25 protein-coding genes are annotated in these 17841 nt (G+C 49.3%); 2 read left to right on the forward strand and 23 right to left on the reverse strand.

Annotation, left to right across the window (positions count from 1 at the left end; translation table 11 throughout):
* Window positions 1-179: 179 nt before the first annotated feature.
* The 9 genes from Q4E64_RS03690 to Q4E64_RS03730 are packed head-to-tail and all read right to left on the reverse strand — an operon-like array spanning window position 180 to window position 5814.
* Entirely contained in the window at window positions 180-590 is a 411-nt protein-coding gene (locus Q4E64_RS03690; RefSeq protein ID WP_303166327.1) for a hypothetical protein, read from the reverse strand.
* Between the two features lie 41 nt (window positions 591-631).
* On the reverse strand, window positions 632-1252 hold the full coding sequence (locus tag Q4E64_RS03695) for a hypothetical protein (RefSeq protein ID WP_303166328.1): 621 nt from the start codon (window positions 1250-1252) through the stop codon (window positions 632-634).
* 1 nt (window position 1253) lies between these two features.
* A complete protein-coding gene (locus tag Q4E64_RS03700) occupies window positions 1254-1505 on the reverse strand; it encodes a hypothetical protein (protein WP_303166329.1) in 252 nt (83 codons plus the stop codon).
* On the reverse strand, window positions 1505-1795 hold the full coding sequence (locus Q4E64_RS03705) for a hypothetical protein (RefSeq protein WP_303166330.1): 291 nt from the start codon (window positions 1793-1795) through the stop codon (window positions 1505-1507). Before Q4E64_RS03705 ends, Q4E64_RS03700 begins: the two co-directional genes overlap by 1 nt.
* Before the next feature lie 17 nt (window positions 1796-1812).
* Entirely contained in the window at window positions 1813-2511 is a 699-nt protein-coding gene (locus Q4E64_RS03710; RefSeq protein ID WP_303166331.1) for a hypothetical protein, read from the reverse strand.
* Window positions 2511-3473, reverse strand: a complete 963-nt coding sequence (locus Q4E64_RS03715) for a radical SAM protein (protein ID WP_303166333.1) — start codon at window positions 3471-3473, stop codon at window positions 2511-2513. Before Q4E64_RS03715 ends, Q4E64_RS03710 begins: the two co-directional genes overlap by 1 nt.
* Window positions 3473-4309: a hypothetical protein gene (locus Q4E64_RS03720; protein ID WP_303166334.1), complete on the reverse strand. Its 837-nt coding sequence runs from the start codon at window positions 4307-4309 to the stop codon at window positions 3473-3475. The genes Q4E64_RS03715 and Q4E64_RS03720 overlap by 1 nt, the downstream gene beginning before the upstream one ends.
* 9 nt (window positions 4310-4318) lie before the next feature.
* Complete coding sequence (locus tag Q4E64_RS03725; RefSeq protein ID WP_303166335.1) at window positions 4319-4708, reverse strand: hypothetical protein; 390 nt, start codon at window positions 4706-4708, stop codon at window positions 4319-4321.
* Complete coding sequence (locus Q4E64_RS03730) at window positions 4702-5814, reverse strand: radical SAM protein (RefSeq protein ID WP_303166336.1); 1113 nt, start codon at window positions 5812-5814, stop codon at window positions 4702-4704. Before Q4E64_RS03730 ends, Q4E64_RS03725 begins: the two co-directional genes overlap by 7 nt.
* 76 nt (window positions 5815-5890) lie before the next feature.
* Here Q4E64_RS03730 and relB point away from each other — a divergent pair, with 76 nt between their 5' ends.
* Entirely contained in the window at window positions 5891-6115 is a 225-nt protein-coding gene (gene relB / locus Q4E64_RS03735; RefSeq protein WP_303166338.1) for a type II toxin-antitoxin system RelB family antitoxin, read from the forward strand.
* Window positions 6112-6375 (forward strand): type II toxin-antitoxin system RelE/ParE family toxin, encoded by a 264-nt coding sequence (locus Q4E64_RS03740; protein ID WP_303166339.1) that lies wholly within the window; start codon window positions 6112-6114, stop codon window positions 6373-6375. The genes relB and Q4E64_RS03740 overlap by 4 nt, the downstream gene beginning before the upstream one ends.
* A gap of 58 nt (window positions 6376-6433) precedes the next feature.
* Here the strand turns inward: Q4E64_RS03740 and Q4E64_RS03745 are convergent, their stop codons facing one another.
* The 14 genes from Q4E64_RS03745 to Q4E64_RS03810 form a co-directional block, all read right to left on the reverse strand.
* Window positions 6434-7825, reverse strand: a complete 1392-nt coding sequence (locus tag Q4E64_RS03745) for a hypothetical protein (RefSeq protein ID WP_303166340.1) — start codon at window positions 7823-7825, stop codon at window positions 6434-6436.
* Window positions 7818-8153 (reverse strand): hypothetical protein, encoded by a 336-nt coding sequence (locus Q4E64_RS03750; RefSeq protein ID WP_303166341.1) that lies wholly within the window; start codon window positions 8151-8153, stop codon window positions 7818-7820. Before Q4E64_RS03750 ends, Q4E64_RS03745 begins: the two co-directional genes overlap by 8 nt.
* A gap of 1 nt (window position 8154) precedes the next feature.
* Window positions 8155-8793, reverse strand: coding sequence for a hypothetical protein (locus Q4E64_RS03755; protein ID WP_303166342.1), 639 nt, complete (start codon window positions 8791-8793; stop codon window positions 8155-8157).
* 3 nt (window positions 8794-8796) lie between these two features.
* On the reverse strand, window positions 8797-10032 hold the full coding sequence (locus tag Q4E64_RS03760; RefSeq protein WP_303166343.1) for a hypothetical protein: 1236 nt from the start codon (window positions 10030-10032) through the stop codon (window positions 8797-8799).
* Window positions 10029-10865, reverse strand: coding sequence for a phage tail domain-containing protein (locus Q4E64_RS03765; RefSeq protein WP_303166344.1), 837 nt, complete (start codon window positions 10863-10865; stop codon window positions 10029-10031). The genes Q4E64_RS03760 and Q4E64_RS03765 overlap by 4 nt, the downstream gene beginning before the upstream one ends.
* Window positions 10822-13773 (reverse strand): tape measure protein, encoded by a 2952-nt coding sequence (locus Q4E64_RS03770; RefSeq protein WP_303166345.1) that lies wholly within the window; start codon window positions 13771-13773, stop codon window positions 10822-10824. Before Q4E64_RS03770 ends, Q4E64_RS03765 begins: the two co-directional genes overlap by 44 nt.
* An 8-nt stretch (window positions 13774-13781) precedes the next feature.
* Entirely contained in the window at window positions 13782-13979 is a 198-nt protein-coding gene (locus tag Q4E64_RS03775) for a hypothetical protein (protein ID WP_303166346.1), read from the reverse strand.
* 104 nt (window positions 13980-14083) lie between these two features.
* Window positions 14084-14470 carry a hypothetical protein gene (locus Q4E64_RS03780; protein WP_303166348.1) on the reverse strand — a complete coding sequence of 129 codons (387 nt, stop codon included), beginning with the start codon at window positions 14468-14470 and terminating at the stop codon, window positions 14084-14086.
* 53 nt (window positions 14471-14523) lie between these two features.
* A complete protein-coding gene (locus Q4E64_RS03785; RefSeq protein ID WP_303166349.1) occupies window positions 14524-15009 on the reverse strand; it encodes a phage tail tube protein in 486 nt (161 codons plus the stop codon).
* Window positions 15010-15012: 3 nt separating this feature from the next.
* On the reverse strand, window positions 15013-15399 hold the full coding sequence (locus Q4E64_RS03790; protein WP_303166351.1) for a hypothetical protein: 387 nt from the start codon (window positions 15397-15399) through the stop codon (window positions 15013-15015).
* Window positions 15400-15401: 2 nt separating this feature from the next.
* On the reverse strand, window positions 15402-15776 hold the full coding sequence (locus tag Q4E64_RS03795; RefSeq protein ID WP_303166352.1) for a hypothetical protein: 375 nt from the start codon (window positions 15774-15776) through the stop codon (window positions 15402-15404).
* A complete protein-coding gene (locus tag Q4E64_RS03800; protein ID WP_303166353.1) occupies window positions 15773-16231 on the reverse strand; it encodes a hypothetical protein in 459 nt (152 codons plus the stop codon). The genes Q4E64_RS03795 and Q4E64_RS03800 overlap by 4 nt, the downstream gene beginning before the upstream one ends.
* A gap of 14 nt (window positions 16232-16245) precedes the next feature.
* Window positions 16246-17079, reverse strand: coding sequence for a hypothetical protein (locus Q4E64_RS03805; protein ID WP_303166354.1), 834 nt, complete (start codon window positions 17077-17079; stop codon window positions 16246-16248).
* 25 nt (window positions 17080-17104) lie between these two features.
* Window positions 17105-17746: a hypothetical protein gene (locus Q4E64_RS03810; protein WP_303166355.1), complete on the reverse strand. Its 642-nt coding sequence runs from the start codon at window positions 17744-17746 to the stop codon at window positions 17105-17107.
* Window positions 17747-17841 lie beyond the last annotated feature (95 nt).

Raw genomic sequence — 17841 nt, forward strand, 5'->3', positions numbered from 1 at the left:
AAGCCGCATAGTATCGGCACTTTCTAGATTTTTAAGCAATTTGAAAATCTGTTAGGTTAGCACAAAATTTTCTACGAATATCGGACGCACATCGGACACGTCGAAAATTTTTACTCATCTTGTCCGATGTATATCGGACAAAAAAATTAAGAGACCAGGAGAAATCCCGGTCTCTTTTTTCATCTTGACAGCTTATAAAAAACTAACCCGCCGGCAACGCACCATGCGATAGTCCGCTGCGTCCTAATCTTACTTTGTGTCCGCTTCTGCTCTTGCGCGTACTTCTCCAAGGATTCGTTGGCAGTCTGCAATAATGTCTCCTGCGCTCGTGAGCTGAGCTTCAACTCGTTCAGCTGCCGCGTCAGCGCCTCCGACTGCTGTTTGGCCTGCGCTAACGCTTCCTGCGACGCTGCCAGCTGTCTGCGCAGCTCCCTCAATTCCTCTTGTGATTGCCGGTTGATTTGCGCCAGCCTGCTCAAGTTTGTTTCCAGCCTGTCCAGTTCCGCTGTCGTTATCTCTGCCGCCATACCAAACGACGGCAATAATAATAACGACAGCAGCAATAACGCCATACATAGTTTTCTTGCCAATGATGCTCGCCCCCTCTTAAAACCACGCGAACGCCGCGCGATTATCTGCCGTTGTCCGCTTCGCCGTAAGCAGGAATGCCGTAAGGCGTGGTCAAATCAATTCCGGCCACATAGTCGTAAGTTCGCCAGGCGCGGTTCTTATACCCGGCGTAATATGCTTCGCCCACATCGGCCGCAATGTAATACTCGTTGATAAACAACTCCCTCAGCGCGCTCAAACTGCGCAGGTTACAACCACGGTTATATCGGTTGCGCAGGAAGGTAGCTACTACCCTATGCGACGTCGGGCACCAGATGCCAGCGTAAATCAGGCAGCGCGTATCGTCCAGCGTCGGCACCTGCCGCAATGCGTCGACGTATACAAGGCAGTCCCGCGCCAGCAACTGCTCCTGCGCCGCTTTTCCCTGCTCGCTTCTCAGTATTGCTTGGAGCATAGGCAGTTCGCCGCTGGCCTTGATATTGATGTAGCTGCGGCCAATAAATTCACCACCGCCGTCAATCATACCCAGCAGTTCATCAGCGCGGCTTCCCTCCCATTGGCTGATGCCGATGGACGGATAGCTATAAGCCGTACTGCAAGCCACGCTGTCGTATGCCCCTTCCACGCCCGTAGCGATTATGCCGCGGGCGATTTCTTTTGCCAAAATATCGCGTATTTCCACTTTACTTGCCTCCTATAATTTTACCCGGCGCTCCCTGCGGCGTGTTGTAACGGCTATTTACCCACTTATTGCCCAATTGCACCAGCACAGCGCCGCCAGTCGCCATTGCGAATTCTCCGTAATTTCGCCACTCTTTACCTGTAACTGCTAAGGCTACAGAAACCAAGAGGAAAATTATATATCCCAGCGTCGGCAGCACCCGCGTAAGACTGTAAACGCCGTCCTCTTTCAGCATTTCCGTAAATTTTCGCATTACTCTTCACCTCCATGCTGCAGATGGCAGTGCTCGCACCGCCCCTCGACACGAATAAGGCGCTGCTCCACTCTGTCAATACGCTTATGCGCAGACTTCGCTACCTCGCCCACGCGCACAGTCTCTTCATTATTCGCGCCCACGTCCTTGCGCAACTGCTCCACCACGCTGCCCAGCTTTTCCACGCTGACCTGCAAAGCTACGATGCTACTTTTCAGTGGTTGCACTATCAGCCACGTAATAATCAGCACCAAAAGAGAAACAAGCGTATTGAAATCGGATAAGTTCATTCTAATCCCTCCAATCGTTATTTAGCAGCTTCCTGCTCAAGCAATCGCTGTACATCAATAGCCCTGCCCTTATACCGGCAGTTTGGTGCGCCAAGGTAAACGCTTTCCGATTCGTTATAGTTAAACCGTACCTCATTAACTCCCGGATGAAGCTTCACCGCCTGCCCGCCATGGCTGCAATAAATATCTTGCTGCCAAAAATCTGACTGCTGCAGCTCCATCTGCAAAATCAATTTATCATTGCAAAGGCTTCCATGCACATCGTGCAGCGTCCAGCTGTATTGCCAATCCAGCGGATGTATATAATCCTTGGTGCAGTGGTTTAAAGCAGAAAAATCGTTAGTATCGCTTGCCAGCTCATTATCCCCTTCCAACAAAAACATCTTGACGAAAACTTCGCCGCCGCTTTTGTCAATCTGCATAAAACCGCGTTGGTTCAACACCTGCATAAATTCGCTAGGCATCATATCCAACGCCTGCAGAAGTTCCCGGAAATTATACAAAGCGTAAGTATCGCCTGTTATATTGTTGTACAGTACCATGGTACTGCTGCCGTCCGCCAGCAATTCTGCGTCGATGATGATATGCTTAGTATTATTATCGTTAGTATGATAGAAATGAAACCGCTTATCTTCTATATTTAGCTTCAGCTGCTCGCTACCCTCTTTCCGCCTCACAGCGTTAGGAAATATATAAAAATTTTTCAAAATATCCATCAAGGCACCTCCAATGTATCCAGCAGCGCTCTATTAGCTTCGTATATGCCAATAAACCAGCTATACAGCCGTTTGTAAAAGCTGCACTCTAAATCGTGAGCCAAGCTTTTTACGCATGCGCCGCCGCACATTTTATATACCGCGCATTGCCGGCAGCCCGGAAATTTATTTGTAATAAATTCCGCCTGCCGTTTCTGCCAGCTATCCTTCTGCAATTTATCGTCACGAATATACAGGCACGTAAAACGGCTGCCCTGCGCATCTATTTTTTGTAAGCTGCGGTTAACGCAATAAGTTTCGCCATATTCATATTCCGCCCTGTAGGCGCGCGCCAGTTTTGTGTAAAGCCCTATATAACGCCTGTTAATCACGCCTCTTTTATAATCTGCAATAAAGCTGCCTACGCATTCCTTGTACTGCCGTAAAATATCTTCGTAATCTTCGGCAGTCAAGGCATAACGGGCATTATAGCTGTTGGTATGATGCACTATATGCGGAAAGAACGATAAATTACGCCCAATGAGCTTTTCCTTCAGCGCAAAGCTCTTGATTATCCTTTGAAAATTAGTATTGCCATGGTACAGCGTACAGCTTACGGCTATCCACGGATAATTGATAAGCTCCGTAAAAGGATCGAAGCCGCGCAAATCGTCCTCTGCACCGTCGTAGCTGATACAGATTAAAAATTTATGCTTACGAAAAAAATCAAGGTATTGCTTAAGGTTGATGCCGTTAGTGGAAACGGCGTATTGAGCATCCGGCGCGGCGGCTACGACCTTTTCTATTTCCTTCAGATAAAGCGTAGGTTCCCCGCCCATAAATTTAATGCGGATATCGCTGCGCCCGCGCACATAATCAAGCAAATTATCGCTTACGCCGCTTTCAATCTCAGAAGCTTCTCTATGACAATAAGCACAGTTTAAATTGCACCTGCTTCCCAAATAGATCGTCAACGCTTCCATTAACCTTCACCGCCCAAGCACAAGCCGTAATCGTTCCATACCTCGTACCATTTACGCCCAAGCTTAATTTTAATGGCCCCGGTATAGCCAAAAGGATATAATCTAAAGCTGCCCTTGCCGTTTTGCAAACGTACCCGGCGGTTATTACATAAGCCGGCGCTGCACTCAACCATTACTTCTTCATCGTCAATATCGCGGGCTAATTTTTCTATAAAATTGCCCTTGTATTTTTGTATAGTAAATTCTATATAATCCGCGCCTGCATCCGGCTGCAAAGCAACTTCAAAATCACCCTCCAGAGGAAAGCCTTTGCGGTTGGCTTTAAATTCGTACCCGCCAGCCGATAAGGAATAACTGTCCCATAAGGTCATGCGCGGGTGATCACCCAATACTAAATCGTCGCTGTTGAATGGCAAAAGCTCATAATCCTGATCCGCATCGATTACAAGCTTATCCTTATTTACCTCAAACAGGCGCACAATAATATCTTTTTCTTCAGCAGCCATAACGCCGGTATCGACCTGAATAATATTACGCGTACCATAAAGCTGTCCCAGCTTGGCAAAATCCATTTTTATAGAAACGCCTAAGCGATTCAAATCCAGCCATTTAAAGGAACTGGAGCTAATCTGCCGATAGATTTTTACGCTGCCTTCTTTAGCGATCAGAACGTAAGAATTATAGGGCAGCATATTTTCAACAACGTCCAGACCGGTAATTACTGGCGTTTCTTCCTCAGACCCCTGCTTTACCTCTGCGCGGCAATAGCTCCCCTTAATTTGTAATTTAACGTCAATATCAGCGTTGCTTTTCGTATTATAGTAAATCTTTAACATTCTGCCACCTCACAGCTTAACGCAATAGTCGTTTACAAAGATATTTTCTCCATCTTCCACAGTCAATTTATAACCTTCTCCACTTTCTTCGCTTAATAATATTTTATCCTGAACTACGCGATAATTCGGCAGCGCCATACTAACAGCACCATCCCTGAGTTGCTTTACGCCGTCAATGCTTACGGCCGACCTTGCCCCATAAGCAGTAAGCAGCACTGCATCCGCAGATAAAACAGCTGCGTTACGCGAAAACTTCAATACACCTTCTGCTGTCTGCCGTTCGATTTTCAGCAGCTTACGCGCCCTATGGCCGCGGTCCACAAGCAAATCTCCTTCCTGCAGCTCCTCTACGGGTATCGGCCCTTTACTGGTATGCACATTACCTTTGATTACTAACATGACGCTTCCTCCTTGTTTATTAGCAATTCATAACCCTTTTGCAGTAATATTTCTAAAGCAGGAACAAATAACGCTCTTTGCAGCTTGCAATATTCCGTTTTATCCCGCACCAGCTTGCAGCCGCCCTTGCAAAACGCCAAAGCCTCGCAGGCAAGACACTTCTGGCGATGACGCATAAGCGTTTCTCCGGCCAAAATATTTTGCAGGTAAGTAAAAAAATCGCTATATATGCTGCCGGCTTTTTCCCTGACGTTATGGCAGGCATATAGATTGCCCTTCAAATCTACGTTTAAAACTGTCAAACCGTTACCGCAATACGCCGTCTGCCTTCGTACCTGCCCTCTTTGCTTTAAATAAAACTGGCTTGCCTGTCGAAGAATGCTTTCCATATACGCCATTTTAATACTATTCCCCACCCTGGCCTGTTCTTCTGCAATATTGGTTACATACGCCGATGCCAGCTGGCGCATTTCACAAGATACGCGCTCATAATCGATATGCAGAAGCCAACGGTTAGTAAGCCCGGTATCCATGATTGCATCCAGATTGACAGCCAGCGGATGCCCTTGTAACGCCTGGTATTCATCAGAAAGATGCTGAAATGTTTCTAAAAGCTCCAAAGGGTAAGCAGCGGACGAAATAACGCCGGAGACACCTAAATGACGTATACGCAATAACCTGGCTTTTAATTCACCCTGAGCAAATACGTCGCAGCCTCGCGTGTTCTTCGTTCTGTACCCGTCCCATGAAATAGTAACGGAAAAATCGTGCACGTTGAAAAAATCTACTATTTCATCTGTAATAGCTTTGCCGTTGCTTATCACTCCATAGCCTAACGGCAATCCACGTTTTTCGGCTTCCACAACAATTTGCCGGATAGCAGAAAAATACAGCAGCGGTTCGCCGCCGTAGAATATCAGCCGAAGCCTTTTACCGCCAGTTTCCTGCGATATCTGCCCAAAGAAATCGTAAATATCAGGATTGATTTTTTGCGTAAGTTGCCCGTTTACTAACGGGTGCTGTAAGCAATAAGCACAGTTCATATTACAGCTATTGCCCAGCATAATATAAATACGGTTGATACGCCGTTGTAAAAAGCTTTTCATCGGTCACCTCCACCAGTAATTTGACAACGCTTGCGAGTTGTATTACAATATATTACAAAGAAAGGCGGTGTTTACTATGACCACCATATCCGTAAGACTTAACGACCAGGACAGCGAGTTCATCAAAAAATATGCCGAATTTAAAAATATCAGCATCTCCGAGCTTATCCGCCAAGCCGTTATCGAGCGCATTGAAGACGAAATTGATATTCGCGCTTATAACAAAGCCATGGAAGAATACAGGAAAAACCCTGTAACCTATACTTTGGATGAGATAGAAAAGGAGTTAGGCTTAGAATGAACTACCGCGTAGTTTTAACTCCAAATGCCAAAAAACAGCTAAAAAAACTGGATAAGCATACGACCACGCTTATCATAGGTTGGTTGCGTAAAAACTTAGAAGGCTGCGCTAACCCACGGCAACATGGCAAAGCGCTGACTGCCAATCGCAGCGGCCAATGGCGTTACCGCGTTGGCGATTACCGTCTTATCGCCGAAATCGAAGATGATAAAATCATCATTCTAATTCTTGCTATAGGGCACCGTCGCGAAATATATTAATTACATACTAAAAAATTTTAAGCTGTATGGCATTTTGGCCGTACAGCTTTTTTGCATATTAAGAATCGTCGCCGCAGTCGCAATCACAATCACAATCACAATTGCAGTTGCTTAAAGCTTTCACAGTAGTATGCGTATGGCTTTTGTTAACCAATTGCTGTAAAAGAGCTGCAACAGTATACGTTCCTGCCGCTACGCCTGCTATTGTATTATATCGACCTTGAGTTTTATTACCACTACCAGTTGTTGACGTATAAGTATTGCTCGTAGCGTAAGTAGTGTAAGCCGCCTGAGTACTTTTTGTCACCGTAACTTTTGAACTTGCAGCCGAAGCTCCCGTCGCGCCGGTTGCACCGGTTGGCCCCTGTGGTCCGGTTTCACCTTGGTCGCCTTTATCCCCTTTCGGCCCTTGCGGTCCCATCTCCCCGGTATCCCCCTTGTCGCCTTTGGGAATAACAAAATTTAATGTAGCTTCCTGCTCCGTCCCCACGTTTTCTACTACAGCTTCAGTACCTGCTTCTCCGGTCGTAACTGTACCTATGGTAATTGTTGCCGCGCTGCCTATAGCGCCGCTTTCGCCCTGTTCCCCCTTATCGCCTTTATCACCTTTAGGGCCTTTAATATTAACCGTCGCCGGATTATCCAATCCCGCCGCATTTGACCACGACAAATCGCCTTCTTCAGATACGGAAGGTACAAAGACATTAACGTGTTTGGACGCATATTCAGCGGCTTCAGCCGAAGCCGCTGCTTCTGACGCGCTGGTTGCCGCGTTTCCCTCTGACGTTACCGCCGATAATGCCGAAGACGCTGCCGCATTCGCAGAATTAACGGCAGCAGCCTCACTATTAGCAGCGTTTACTTCTGACGTTTTAGCGGCAGCTGCGCTATTAGCAGAAGCCGTCGCTGCATCAGCGGCAGCTTGTGCGCTTGCTGCGCTAGCCTGTGCGCTAGCTTTACTTTCCGCTGCGCTGTCGGCAGCTTCTCCCGCCCATGTCTTAGCAGACTTTGATCCGCTGACATTATCGGGGGCACTATCGCTTTCTGCCCATTCCTGTGCCGTTCCCGCCCAAGTTTTAGCAGACCGCGCCCCTACTACATTATCCGGCTCTGTGCCGCTTTCTGCCCATTGCCTTGCCGTATCGTTCCATGTTTTACTAGAGCGCGCGCCTTCTACGCCGTCCGGTTCGCTTTCGCTCTCTGCCCACTGGCGCGAAACGTCGCTCCACGTTTTAGAGGAACGCGTATTTTCCCCGGCTGGCGGTAAATCGCTTTCAGCCCAGGCTTCAGCCATATTCTGCGCTTCCTTAGCGCTGGCGACGGCAGCTTCGGCTTCGTCCTTATAAACGCGCGCCTGTTCCGCAGTATAGTCGTCCATCGGCTCGGCAACTTCCACCGCCGCGTTATCAATAACTTCTACCTCTACTTCTACACTCGTAGTATTAGACATTATGCGCCACCCCCTTTATGGTAAACGCCTTTGTAAAAAAGCAGGTCACTATTTTATCCGTCGAACTATTTATAATTGCCGTATCGTAGATATACGCGCCCGGCTCCAGATTATCCAAAGCGCCTTTTGGTACAACAACATCGACATAATTATTTCCAGCGTTATAAAAGCTTGCTTCATACATAACTTCTGTAGAATTAGTCGTCGCTTTTATGGCAAAAACAAATTTATCGTCGGCTGTCAGCAAATAATTTTTTAGCTTAAACCTAATAGAGAAGGTATCAAAGCGCGATACCGTTATATTTTTATTATTATCAATTTCTATCATATCAAGGTCCTCCGCTGTCATCTCCACAATCGCAATCACAGTTACAGTTATAGTTATAAGAATCTCTCACATATTCCTGTGTATGACTCAAATTTACAAGATGCTGGATAACTCTTCGCAGTGTATATGTACCTGCGCTTAATCCCTTATGCGTTCGTATCCTGCCCCTGGTACTTGTTATATCACCTCTGCCACCGCTATTCATAGTAGAATCATAGCTTGAAACACTGCTTACAATCGCGTCCCTTTCCGGCTGTGTGCTGCTGGTCACAGTAATTTCCGCCATATCCAGCAAGCGATCGTCAGTCAGCGTGCCTAAGCCGTTATAGCTTACCAACACTACCTTGCCTGCGTCAGCAGCATTAAACAGAAGCGTACCGGTATTCCAATCGGCGATACCGTGCTCCGTAGTATTGTAATCCGGCCAGTATTGCCCCTGCGCCGGTTGCGCTGCAACCTCCGTCAGCGCCGCGCCGCTGGAATACTTTACCCTGAGTGTAGTAGGGTCAGTTTTCTGCGGCACTTCGTTTAAACGAATGGTATAAGGGCTGCTAGTCGGCACGGTGTGCTTCTCATTATTTATAGCCCTGACGTTAAAAGTACCTAAAAACGGATCCAACCTGTAATCTACTATAGCCATATATTAACCTCCTTTCAGCTGCTTGATGGCCGACTGCTGCGCCTGCTCCATATCCGCAGCCTTGCGTTCTATGCCTAGCAGGTACTTATCTACCGCGAAAACAGGCTCCCCTAACTCAAGGTCTGCCTTAATACCGTCCGTTCCCGAAATGGTATAGCTGATTTTCGTTATCGGATAAGTCTCTGCTTTGCCGTCAAGCCTGCGGATTTCCGCCTGTCCGTCGGTACTCATATGCCTCACGTTAAACGTCCCGTCCGGATAAGGATATTCCAGCTTGACATTTTTCACTTTGGCCGATTTTACAGGGGCCTTGTACTGCGCAATCTGATTCTGTCCCCAGCGCTGCGCGTCAGCCACCTCATAAGCAGAAGGCAGATCCCATATTTCCTGCCGCAGGCCGTACTCCTTCTGGCTGGCGGTATCTTGTACCGTGCATAGCCAGGCTTCGCCTTCATCGTCGATGTTGCCGCCCTTAATCCTTGCCCAGTTCACCACCTTGCTGGCGTCCCACGACGGGCTGTAGGAGCCGATATGCTTGCCTACCGTCAGGCGAGCCTGTTCGTTGATTTTCGTATCGCGCGGCTTAAAATAAATACTGCGGTATTCGTCCACCCCGTATACATAATCTAAAGCGAAATCTGTGAGCGTATCCAACGCTTCTGCCGCCGTTACGCCGTCAAAAACAATCTTTGCCGGCTTATAGCCTACGTCGGGAATTTTAACCGCGTTATATACGAGCCCCTGCGCTTTTTCCGCCTGGCGGGCAATATCGCGGGCAATCTCGCCTACATCTACGTTTTCATAGGTTTTAAAAATCAAAATATAGTCAAGCTTATTGTAGTACCCGTAGCCGGTAAATTTGTACTCCGTATCCGTTGTTCCTTCGACGGGCCGCGTCAGGATATAACCGCTGTACCACGGCTGCGAATCGCCGAAAAGATGGATATCAATGCGCTGCATATAATCAAGGTCCGTATTGCCGGGCAGCTTCTTAAAAGACAGCTGACACTGCCCGCAGCCGGTATTAGTAATTTCAAATTTCAGCTGGCTGATAGCGTTGCCTTCGCTGCCGCTACCGAAAATTGCGGTTTTAGTCCCGTCTTTGGCGTAAGCGATAACCGTATATTGCCCAGGATAAAATTCCAGAACCTTGCCGCGTTCGCTGTCTGAGCCGCTGCCGTTAAGCCTGCCTGCGAATATACTGCGCCCGTATGTGCCTCTACCGTAAAGAAAATTCATACAAACCACCTGTTGGTAAATGTAATCTCTACCCTGCCTGCGCCGCCGGTATAAAGCAAAAGGTTTGCTCCCGGCTTAGCGTGCAGGAACTGCCCGCTGAAGGTGTTGATACTGTTGGCGTTGTCGCGCCACACCGTCCCGTCCTTGCTGTTGATAATGGCTGTCGCAGGCTTAATCAGCAAGGCGTCGGTCAGAGTAAACTTTTCCTTGGCTTCCTGGTGCCATATGGTTATACCGGACATTTTATTGGCAGGGATAAATTTAAACGTCAAAGGCGTATCCACGCTGCCAAGGTTATGCAATACCATCTCGGCTTCAATAGTCGGCTGTCCGAATTCATATACCACTTTGCTCTCCTGCGCTTCGTAACGGAACGGATCGGTAAGCAGTAACGAAACCGTAATACTGCTCCAGCGCTGCTTGAAGCTTTTCTGAAACTTATGCTTGATTTTTGACAGCCCGGCTACATGATAGACGCGGTCGCTGCGCCCGCACGTAAGCTTATAATCCGTCATTGAAAAGTACGTATACGCCTGGTTAAGCGCTTCGTCATGGTCTTGCTCAGTCGCTTTACGCATATCAAATTCAACGGTTATCGTGCGCCCGCCAACTTTCCCGTCGCCTACCATGTCGCTGCCATGCGTAAAGGCGCGCGACTGCAGCTTATTACGAAAAGTGTAACTACCACTATCTGTAAGGCTCCAAGCGAAAGGCAGAGTATATTCCCGCCCATCCTTGACAATGCGTAACGCCTCATAGGCTGCCTGATATTTAGCCCGCTGTTTCATTTCAACCACCTCTAAGTCCGGCCAGCAGCGTTTCATTAAATTCATCAAAAAGCTCTTCTACATCGTTGCCGGTATTGATATCGCCATAGTTGTACAGATTAGCAGTCAACGCTACTCCTCCTGCTTCCGGACTACTACTTGCGCCAAGCGTCGGCCTATACGTTGCCATACCCACCATCGCCGGGTTAATACCACTGCTAAGTATAGAAGCCGTTTCTCCCGCAGTATAAACCATCCCGGGTCGCGTAAAGTTTACCAGTTCCGGACCTTCTTCTCCGACCAGCGTAAGCCCTTTGCGTCTGCCGCCTGTAGCCGCGGCGCCAATCCCCAAAGATGCAATGCCGGCCGCTGTCATTGCAGCTACAGCGCCGCTATAAGCTGCCATACCGGTCAACGGTCCGCACACGGCTATAGATTTCTGCACAGCCGGAGCTACCAGAGCCTTGCCTTCGGCTAACGCCCTTGCTGTCGTTTCGCCTTCTTCCTTTTTTCCCAGCGCGCTTTCCAACAGCGCGGCCGCCTGGCGTTTAACCATAAACTGTACGAACATATTGACTATATTTTTGCCGATGTCCTGCAAAGTTTTACTAAAACTGCCGCCCTGGGTAATCAAATCAGCAAAACCGCTGGCCAGTTGGTTTTTAATACTCTCGCCTGCCTGCAATTCAAACTCCAGCATTGTCTGCTGGCTTTCCATGCGCCAGTCCAGAAGCTGCTGCCGCAGTTCCTGTTCCTGCTGCAAGGCAACCAGCTTCGCTTCCTGCTCGCTGTTAAGGTATTCCAGAAATTGCTCATAGGACATTTCGTTCATGGCTTCCTGTTGCGCAGCCTTTAAGGCCTGAAATTCAGTCAGTCTTGAAAGCGCCTGCTCATTGGCCTGCTGTTCTATCTGATCGCGAAGCCCCAGGACAACCTGCCCGTGCTCTGTTTCGTACCCTTCGGCGGTTTTAAGCGCCTCCTGGTACAACGCATTGCGGTCGTTATAAAGCTTTTCGGCGTCCGCAATAGCCTGGGCGTCGCCTGATTGAGCAGCAGCCGCTCTGTAAGCTTCGGCTTCGTCCACGGCGCTCTTCTGCTTTGCCAGCTGCTCGTCTACCGCTGCTAATCTGGCGTTCTTTTCATCTTTTATTTTTTGGTAAACCTGATCGTAAGCGCTCATATCCTCGAAAGCAACGCTGGCATTAAGCTTATCCCAGTTATCCGTCAAATCCTGAGTAGCCGCGCTGCTCTTGGCAAGCGCTTCTGTAAGGCGCTGTAATTCCGCCTCTTTTCTGCTTAAATCGTCGCTGCCCCTGGCTCCAGAACTGCTTTTCGGCGTGCTAATAGCAGGAGCAGCAACGTCGGCCTTTGCTTTTGGTATAGGAGAATCGCTGGCCGCATTATCATCGTCGGTGTTGGCCATGGAGCTTTGCCAATAACTGTCGCTCATAATCTTCTGCTGAGCGGAAAACACCTCGCGAATCAAATCAAGCGCCTTGCCCGCCCAACTGGTTATCAAAGCAAGAGCGTTGTCGCAGGCGCTTTTGATGTCGTTCACCCAATCCGGCGTATAGCCCATAGCGCTTTCCCACATTTCGCCAACCAGAGAGACAACGCTGCCTGCCATTCCGGCAATAGCAGCCGGCACAGCGGCCACCAGCCCCGTAACGGCAGAAAGTACGCCTGCTATGCCTATTCTGGCGGCATCAAGCGCAGCTTCCGTAAAATCGTCCCAATAAACAACAACGGCGCTAACCATTGCCCCTAAGCCTGCAACGGCGGCAATAGCAGGAGCGCTAATGCCTATCGCTGTCCCGATGGCAGCAATTGCCGCAGCAGTAGCTGCGACAAGCGTTACGCCTACAACGGCCGCCACGGCGCCTATCGCCGCTATTACGCCCGGCGGTACGGCTTCAGCAAGCGCTTCAGTTAAGCTTTTACCTTCCTGTTGCGCTTGCCGGAAGCTTTCGGTAATATTGCCCAAAGCTTCGCTGATTCCTTGCAGCTTATCCTTGATGTTAAAGGCTTCCACCATATAGCTGCCCATGTTGGCCGCGAAGGTTCCCGCCGTTTCTTCGATATTGGAAAACAAGCCGTTGATGCTGGTTTCCATCTTACTCATCATACCGCCGAAATTGGCGTCCATACTGGCTGTAATAATCTGTACGGCCTCGGCGCTGTCAATCATGCCCTTCTCGGTCAGATCTTTGATTTCGGTAATACTTTTACCATAAGCCTGGGACAAGGCTTCCCATACGTTGATGCCAGCCGTGGCCAGTTGGTTTACGTCCTGCGTTTTCAGCGTGCCGCTGGTGGATATCTGTCCTAACGCGTAGCCCATCTGCTGTACGCCTGCGCTGCCCTTACCTAAGCCTGCCGCGGCGTCGCCCAACGTTCGCAACGTAGGTATAATTTCTTCCGCTTTAAACCCGAAAGCCATTAACTGTTGAGCAGTCTCTACTACGCCTGGCACGTCAAACGGCGTTTTAGCTGCAAATTCCTGCAAATTCTTCAGCATCTGCGTACCGCGACTTGCAGACTTAAGCATCGTTTGAAAAGCAATCTCGTATTGCTCCATCTGCCCAGCGGCTTTAATGCAGCTTACGCCTGCTTCTGCGATGCTGCTGGCAATGCTTCCTACTACTCCTAAAGTCGCAGCTCCAGCTAAGGCGTTCATGGCATTATTCATATCTGCCATATTCTGCGTAGCCTTTTTAGCCGCATCGGCAGCCTTGCCCATACCCTTGCTGATAGAATTTCCCGCCGACGTAGCCGCGCTGCCTATTTTAGACATCATTCCAGAAAGCTTGCCAGTATTTCCCTGCCCTATGCTTTCCAGAGCTTGCTTTGCCTGCTTTCCGGCTGCTTCTATTTTGGAAGCGCTGTCCTCGGCGACCTTGGCCGTACCTTTCAAAGCGTTGACGGCACTTCTGCTATCGCCGGAAATAATAATTTCTATGTTTTTTTCAGCCATAACCTGCTTCACTTCCTATTCAGTTCCGCTTTAATAGCGTCGTCTTCCGCCGTCCATTTCTTCCGAAAGCGTCCGTCAGTGAAAATATCCTTAACCCCGATCTTGTTCTTATACGTCTTGCCTGCGCTATTGGCGATCCAAACTGTAACCAGGCTGGCCAAAATATTTTCAGCCTGCTGCCTGCGCCAGATATAGCCGTGCCACAAATTGATAATTTCATACGGCGTATAGCGCCCCGCCTTTTCTGGAGTCAGCTCTAAAGGCCCGTAAATAATCCATTCAACGCTTTGCAGCCATTCCGCAAAGCTGGTTACTTTTTTGCTTCGTCCGCTTCCTCTTCTCTGCTATCGTCCAAAGTGTTTAGGATATTCTCAAAAGCGGACTTCTCGCCGCCCACCAGTCCACTGAGCCCGATCGCCGCCAAAAGGCGCAAGCGCAGGTCATAAATCCCCTTGTCTCCTGCAGCATATTCCGCAACCCATTGCGCCGTACTCTGACGGGAAATTTTTCGGTCGCAGGCCTTTAGGCCGCAATAAGCCGCGCTGATAATATCTGTGATTCCCCATTGCTCGCTGGACAGCAACGCGAACACATTACGCCTAGGAAGCAGGCTTTCCAATTCTTCCAGGGCGGCAATAGTAAATTTTACTTCGCGTTCTACGCCGCCAAGCTCAATCTTCACACTACGTTTAATCATGTTCCAACCTCCCATTACAATAATGAAAGGCACGCTGTTACACGTGCCTTGATTTATGCGCCAGTAGTACCCCTAGGATCTTCCATTTGTTCCGTATAAATCGGTTTTCCCTTGCCCTTTAAAGTAACGCTTAAAATAGCAGCGTCGTCATAGGTAGCGCTTTCTTCTAAGCCGGTAATGATGTACCAGTTGCGGATGCTGCGCCCGTTTTTGCTCCACCGCAGGATATCCACCGCCTCGTCGTTGTCGTAGGCGTCACGCAGCTCGTTGACAGTCTCGTCGTTGGTTTTGACAATCAGCTCTATGGTCAGCTCAATAGTTTTCATGCCCGGCTCGCTGTCGCCGTAACCGCTGCTGTTTTTATCGGACACGTCAATTTCGTCCGCGCTATCGTTATAACTCGCGTCGCGCTGGCCACCAATCAGCGCCCAGATAGGCGCTGCATACGTCGCGCCTTCGCCATAATTTAAAAAAGCCAGGACATTTCTGCCCAGCAGTTTTTCCTGTTCTACAGATCTTACAGGTCTGGTTTTTGCCATTTCCTATACCTCCTCGTAATAAGTAACTTCGTATTCCAAAAGAGCCACTCCCGCCTGCGGCTTACCCTGCGGACTGCCGTAGATAACGCGTTTTACCTCGCCCACGATAGCCAGGCCGCCCAAATCATCATCGTTAAGCGCTTTGAATGCCACATCGGCCATCTCATCCACACTTTCAACGCTGTTGGCGTCTACAATATAAATATAATAGAGCCCCGTCGCCACAAGACAAACCTTGTCGTCATACTGATAAGAAATGCGGTCGTTAGTCACAGAGCCTTCCACCGCTTTACTGCGGGCCGCGCCACTGATGCGTTCCTGCCAGGAAACCTCCGGCAACGCTTCGGCTAATAAACCAATAATAGCGGCTGTTATAGCTTTTCTTTTCATACTCAGGCCCTCCACAGTTTAATGCTGGCTCCGCCGCTGTTTTGCGTGCCGGTAAAATCCGACGCCACCAGCCCGCCGCTAATTGTTTTTAGCTCGGCTCGGTAGAACTGCAGCTTCTGGGCAAAAATATCGCTGTTTTCTTTGCCGTCGAAAATAACGCTTCCGTCGCTGCCAACAGAAAGCAAACAGCGGTTATAGCAGGCGAAAACAATGCCCAAGCGCCGCACAGTGAAAGTAACCGGCATGCAGATATTTTCAGCGGCGACGCCTAAACGCGCGGCTGATTCTTCAATAAAGCGGTTGGCTTCTAAAATGTCGCTATCTGTAACCTGCAATATAGCGTCCTGGATATCGTTTAAACTAATGTATTCCATCATAACGCCTCCAGTATCTGCCCCAGCCCTGCAGCGAAGCGCACCTGAATATGCGGCGTCTGCACGTCGGCAGCGTTATACAGGAACTGATCCTTGTCTGTTCCTGGATGCCTTACCCGTGGCGCAAATACTATGCCCCCTCGTCCTACAAACCGCAATACCTTTTTCTCTCTTGGCACGATAGTATGAGCTTTCGTCCCTTCATGCACATATACGCCGTAAGGAACGGCGGGCGACAAAGAAACAAAGCCCTTATTGCCGTCCACCATTGTTAAAAGCCCCTCACGTTCCAAAGCTCCGGAACGCGACGTATAAGCATGATGGTCATGCGCGTACTCTTTAATATCGCGTACAGCCATCTTCAGCTGCTCCCGCACAAAGCTTTCCACCCTGTCCGGGGCAGCTTCAAAAGCTGCGACTAAGCCTGCAAAATCAGTTGTAATATTATATGCAGCCATAGCCGGTTTCACCTTTAATCAGAAACCGCCGCAGTCAGATGCGTATAAATTGCGCCCTTTTTGTTGTTGAGGATAAAGGCGTCGTAATATACGCGGCCTTCCACCAGCCAGCCGCTAATGCCGGGCGGATTTTCATGGATTTTATATTCGGACAATTTAACCGGTGCGCAGCAGGCAATCGGATTAGTAATCACGAAAGCAGTATTTTCCGGCATCCAGGATTTAGGTACAACGATAATAGGCACACCGTCCACAGAGCCCAGCTGGCCGGTAAATTTTACCTGCTGCCCTAATTCGCTGGCTTTGATAAAATTGTCATCCTGCTTCAGCAGCTTGTAATAATTAGTGGACGCATAGCAGATACGCCCGGATGCAGGCGCCAATTCGTCAGTCAAAGCTTCCATGCCGTCCAGGAAGGCCGCGTAAGCGTCCGCTTTGGTCAACGCGGCGGTAGCGCTGTTCTTTGCGCCACCGGCAATAATCTTCAGGCGATATTTATCAATTTCCGGGATTACCACCTCATCTACCTGACGGCGCAGTGCCACGCCTGCGTTTTTAACCATCATCTGGTCGTCATGGTTGCCGCGGTCAATAGTAAAAGTAAAGGCGCGGTCTTTACTTAAGGTCATCTCCTGCACGCTGTCGCCCAGCTCGTCGGGAGTACCGTAACGATTAGCGCCGCTGCGGTTGTAATCGCCCATCGCTACAATCGGGATAGAATATACCCTTACGGTCTTGACGCCGGTAAAATCATAATCGTTATTGATAGCCGGCGCCGTAATGCTGCTTTTAGTAAACCTTTCGTCAATTTTTGCGGAATATTTGCTTGCATAGTTTAATGTTGCCATTATTCTTTAACCTCCTGTTTTTTTCTTACTCGCCGAAGCCGGACAAGAACGGATCGCCATCGCCGCCGTTGCCGCCAGCCGGAGCGCCACCGCCGCCTTGCGGGGTGGCTTTTACCGCCCAGCTATTGGCCGTCAGCCAGGATTTTACCCCGTCGTCCACGCTCAAGGTCTTATCGCCGTCTTTATAGCTCAAGCTTTCGTCGTCAGCCACCTCCAGCTTATCGGCTATCAGCCTGGCCATTTCTTTAGGCGCCGCCGCGTTTCCTTTAGTTAGTGCGTCCACCAGTGCGCTTGTCTTAACTGCTTCCAGACGCTTAGCTTTTTCGCTGTCGGCTTTGGCCGTCATGTCGGCAAGCTGTTTGGTGACACTATCAACTTTTTTCGTCAAATCGGCCATAGCTTTAGCCACTTCCTCCGGCTTCTTGCCGCCCTGAGCAAAGCTGTCCAGCGTAGCCTTCAGCTCTTTAGCCTTATCGGCCACATCGTCGCCGTCCTCTAAGCCCAGGCTCTCCAGCAGGGACTTAACCTTAGCCGCCGACTTATCGCCGTTTTGGCGATGCGTCTTCGCTTCGTTGGCTAAGCGGTTACATTCTGCCTTTACTGCGGTAATAAGTTCCGCGCCGCCCTCCAGCTTCTCCAGTTTTTCGTAGACTTCTTTTAACTCCATTTTCGCAACCTCCGTTGTCTGGGCCTCCGCCCGAATTGTAGGGTCTCCACCCTGTTTGCGCCCCCTCCGGGGCAATAAAAAAGCAGCTGTCCGTT

Source organism: Phascolarctobacterium sp. (assembly GCF_030531065.1).
GTDB lineage: Bacteria > Bacillota > Negativicutes > Acidaminococcales > Acidaminococcaceae > Phascolarctobacterium_A.

Bases quoted from the DNA above. Each gene is read 5' to 3' on its own strand.
- Q4E64_RS03715 (WP_303166333.1), bottom strand. From the start codon at position 3,473: ATGGAAGCGTTGACGATCTATTTGGGAAGCAGGTGCAATTTAAACTGT.
- Q4E64_RS03705 (WP_303166330.1), bottom strand. From the start codon at position 1,795: ATGAACTTATCCGATTTCAATACGCTTGTTTCTCTTTTGGTGCTGATT.
- Q4E64_RS03700 (WP_303166329.1), bottom strand. From the start codon at position 1,505: ATGCGAAAATTTACGGAAATGCTGAAAGAGGACGGCGTTTACAGTCTT.
- Q4E64_RS03805 (WP_303166354.1), bottom strand. From the start codon at position 17,079: ATGGCAACATTAAACTATGCAAGCAAATATTCCGCAAAAATTGACGAA.
- Q4E64_RS03790 (WP_303166351.1), bottom strand. From the start codon at position 15,399: ATGAAAAGAAAAGCTATAACAGCCGCTATTATTGGTTTATTAGCCGAA.
- Q4E64_RS03780 (WP_303166348.1), bottom strand. From the start codon at position 14,470: ATGATTAAACGTAGTGTGAAGATTGAGCTTGGCGGCGTAGAACGCGAA.
- Q4E64_RS03750 (WP_303166341.1), bottom strand. From the start codon at position 8,153: ATGATAGAAATTGATAATAATAAAAATATAACGGTATCGCGCTTTGAT.
- Q4E64_RS03810 (WP_303166355.1), bottom strand. From the start codon at position 17,746: ATGGAGTTAAAAGAAGTCTACGAAAAACTGGAGAAGCTGGAGGGCGGC.
- Q4E64_RS03795 (WP_303166352.1), bottom strand. From the start codon at position 15,776: ATGATGGAATACATTAGTTTAAACGATATCCAGGACGCTATATTGCAG.
- Q4E64_RS03730 (WP_303166336.1), bottom strand. From the start codon at position 5,814: ATGAAAAGCTTTTTACAACGGCGTATCAACCGTATTTATATTATGCTG.
- Q4E64_RS03725 (WP_303166335.1), bottom strand. From the start codon at position 4,708: ATGTTAGTAATCAAAGGTAATGTGCATACCAGTAAAGGGCCGATACCC.
- Q4E64_RS03755 (WP_303166342.1), bottom strand. From the start codon at position 8,793: ATGGCTATAGTAGATTACAGGTTGGATCCGTTTTTAGGTACTTTTAAC.
- Q4E64_RS03720 (WP_303166334.1), bottom strand. From the start codon at position 4,309: ATGTTAAAGATTTACTATAATACGAAAAGCAACGCTGATATTGACGTT.
- Q4E64_RS03740 (WP_303166339.1), top strand. From the start codon at position 6,112: ATGAACTACCGCGTAGTTTTAACTCCAAATGCCAAAAAACAGCTAAAA.
- Q4E64_RS03745 (WP_303166340.1), bottom strand. From the start codon at position 7,825: ATGTCTAATACTACGAGTGTAGAAGTAGAGGTAGAAGTTATTGATAAC.
- Q4E64_RS03760 (WP_303166343.1), bottom strand. From the start codon at position 10,032: ATGAATTTTCTTTACGGTAGAGGCACATACGGGCGCAGTATATTCGCA.
- Q4E64_RS03770 (WP_303166345.1), bottom strand. From the start codon at position 13,773: ATGGCTGAAAAAAACATAGAAATTATTATTTCCGGCGATAGCAGAAGT.
- Q4E64_RS03785 (WP_303166349.1), bottom strand. From the start codon at position 15,009: ATGGCAAAAACCAGACCTGTAAGATCTGTAGAACAGGAAAAACTGCTG.
- Q4E64_RS03710 (WP_303166331.1), bottom strand. From the start codon at position 2,511: ATGGATATTTTGAAAAATTTTTATATATTTCCTAACGCTGTGAGGCGG.
- Q4E64_RS03800 (WP_303166353.1), bottom strand. From the start codon at position 16,231: ATGGCTGCATATAATATTACAACTGATTTTGCAGGCTTAGTCGCAGCT.
- relB (WP_303166338.1), top strand. From the start codon at position 5,891: ATGACCACCATATCCGTAAGACTTAACGACCAGGACAGCGAGTTCATC.
- Q4E64_RS03765 (WP_303166344.1), bottom strand. From the start codon at position 10,865: ATGAATTTAATGAAACGCTGCTGGCCGGACTTAGAGGTGGTTGAAATG.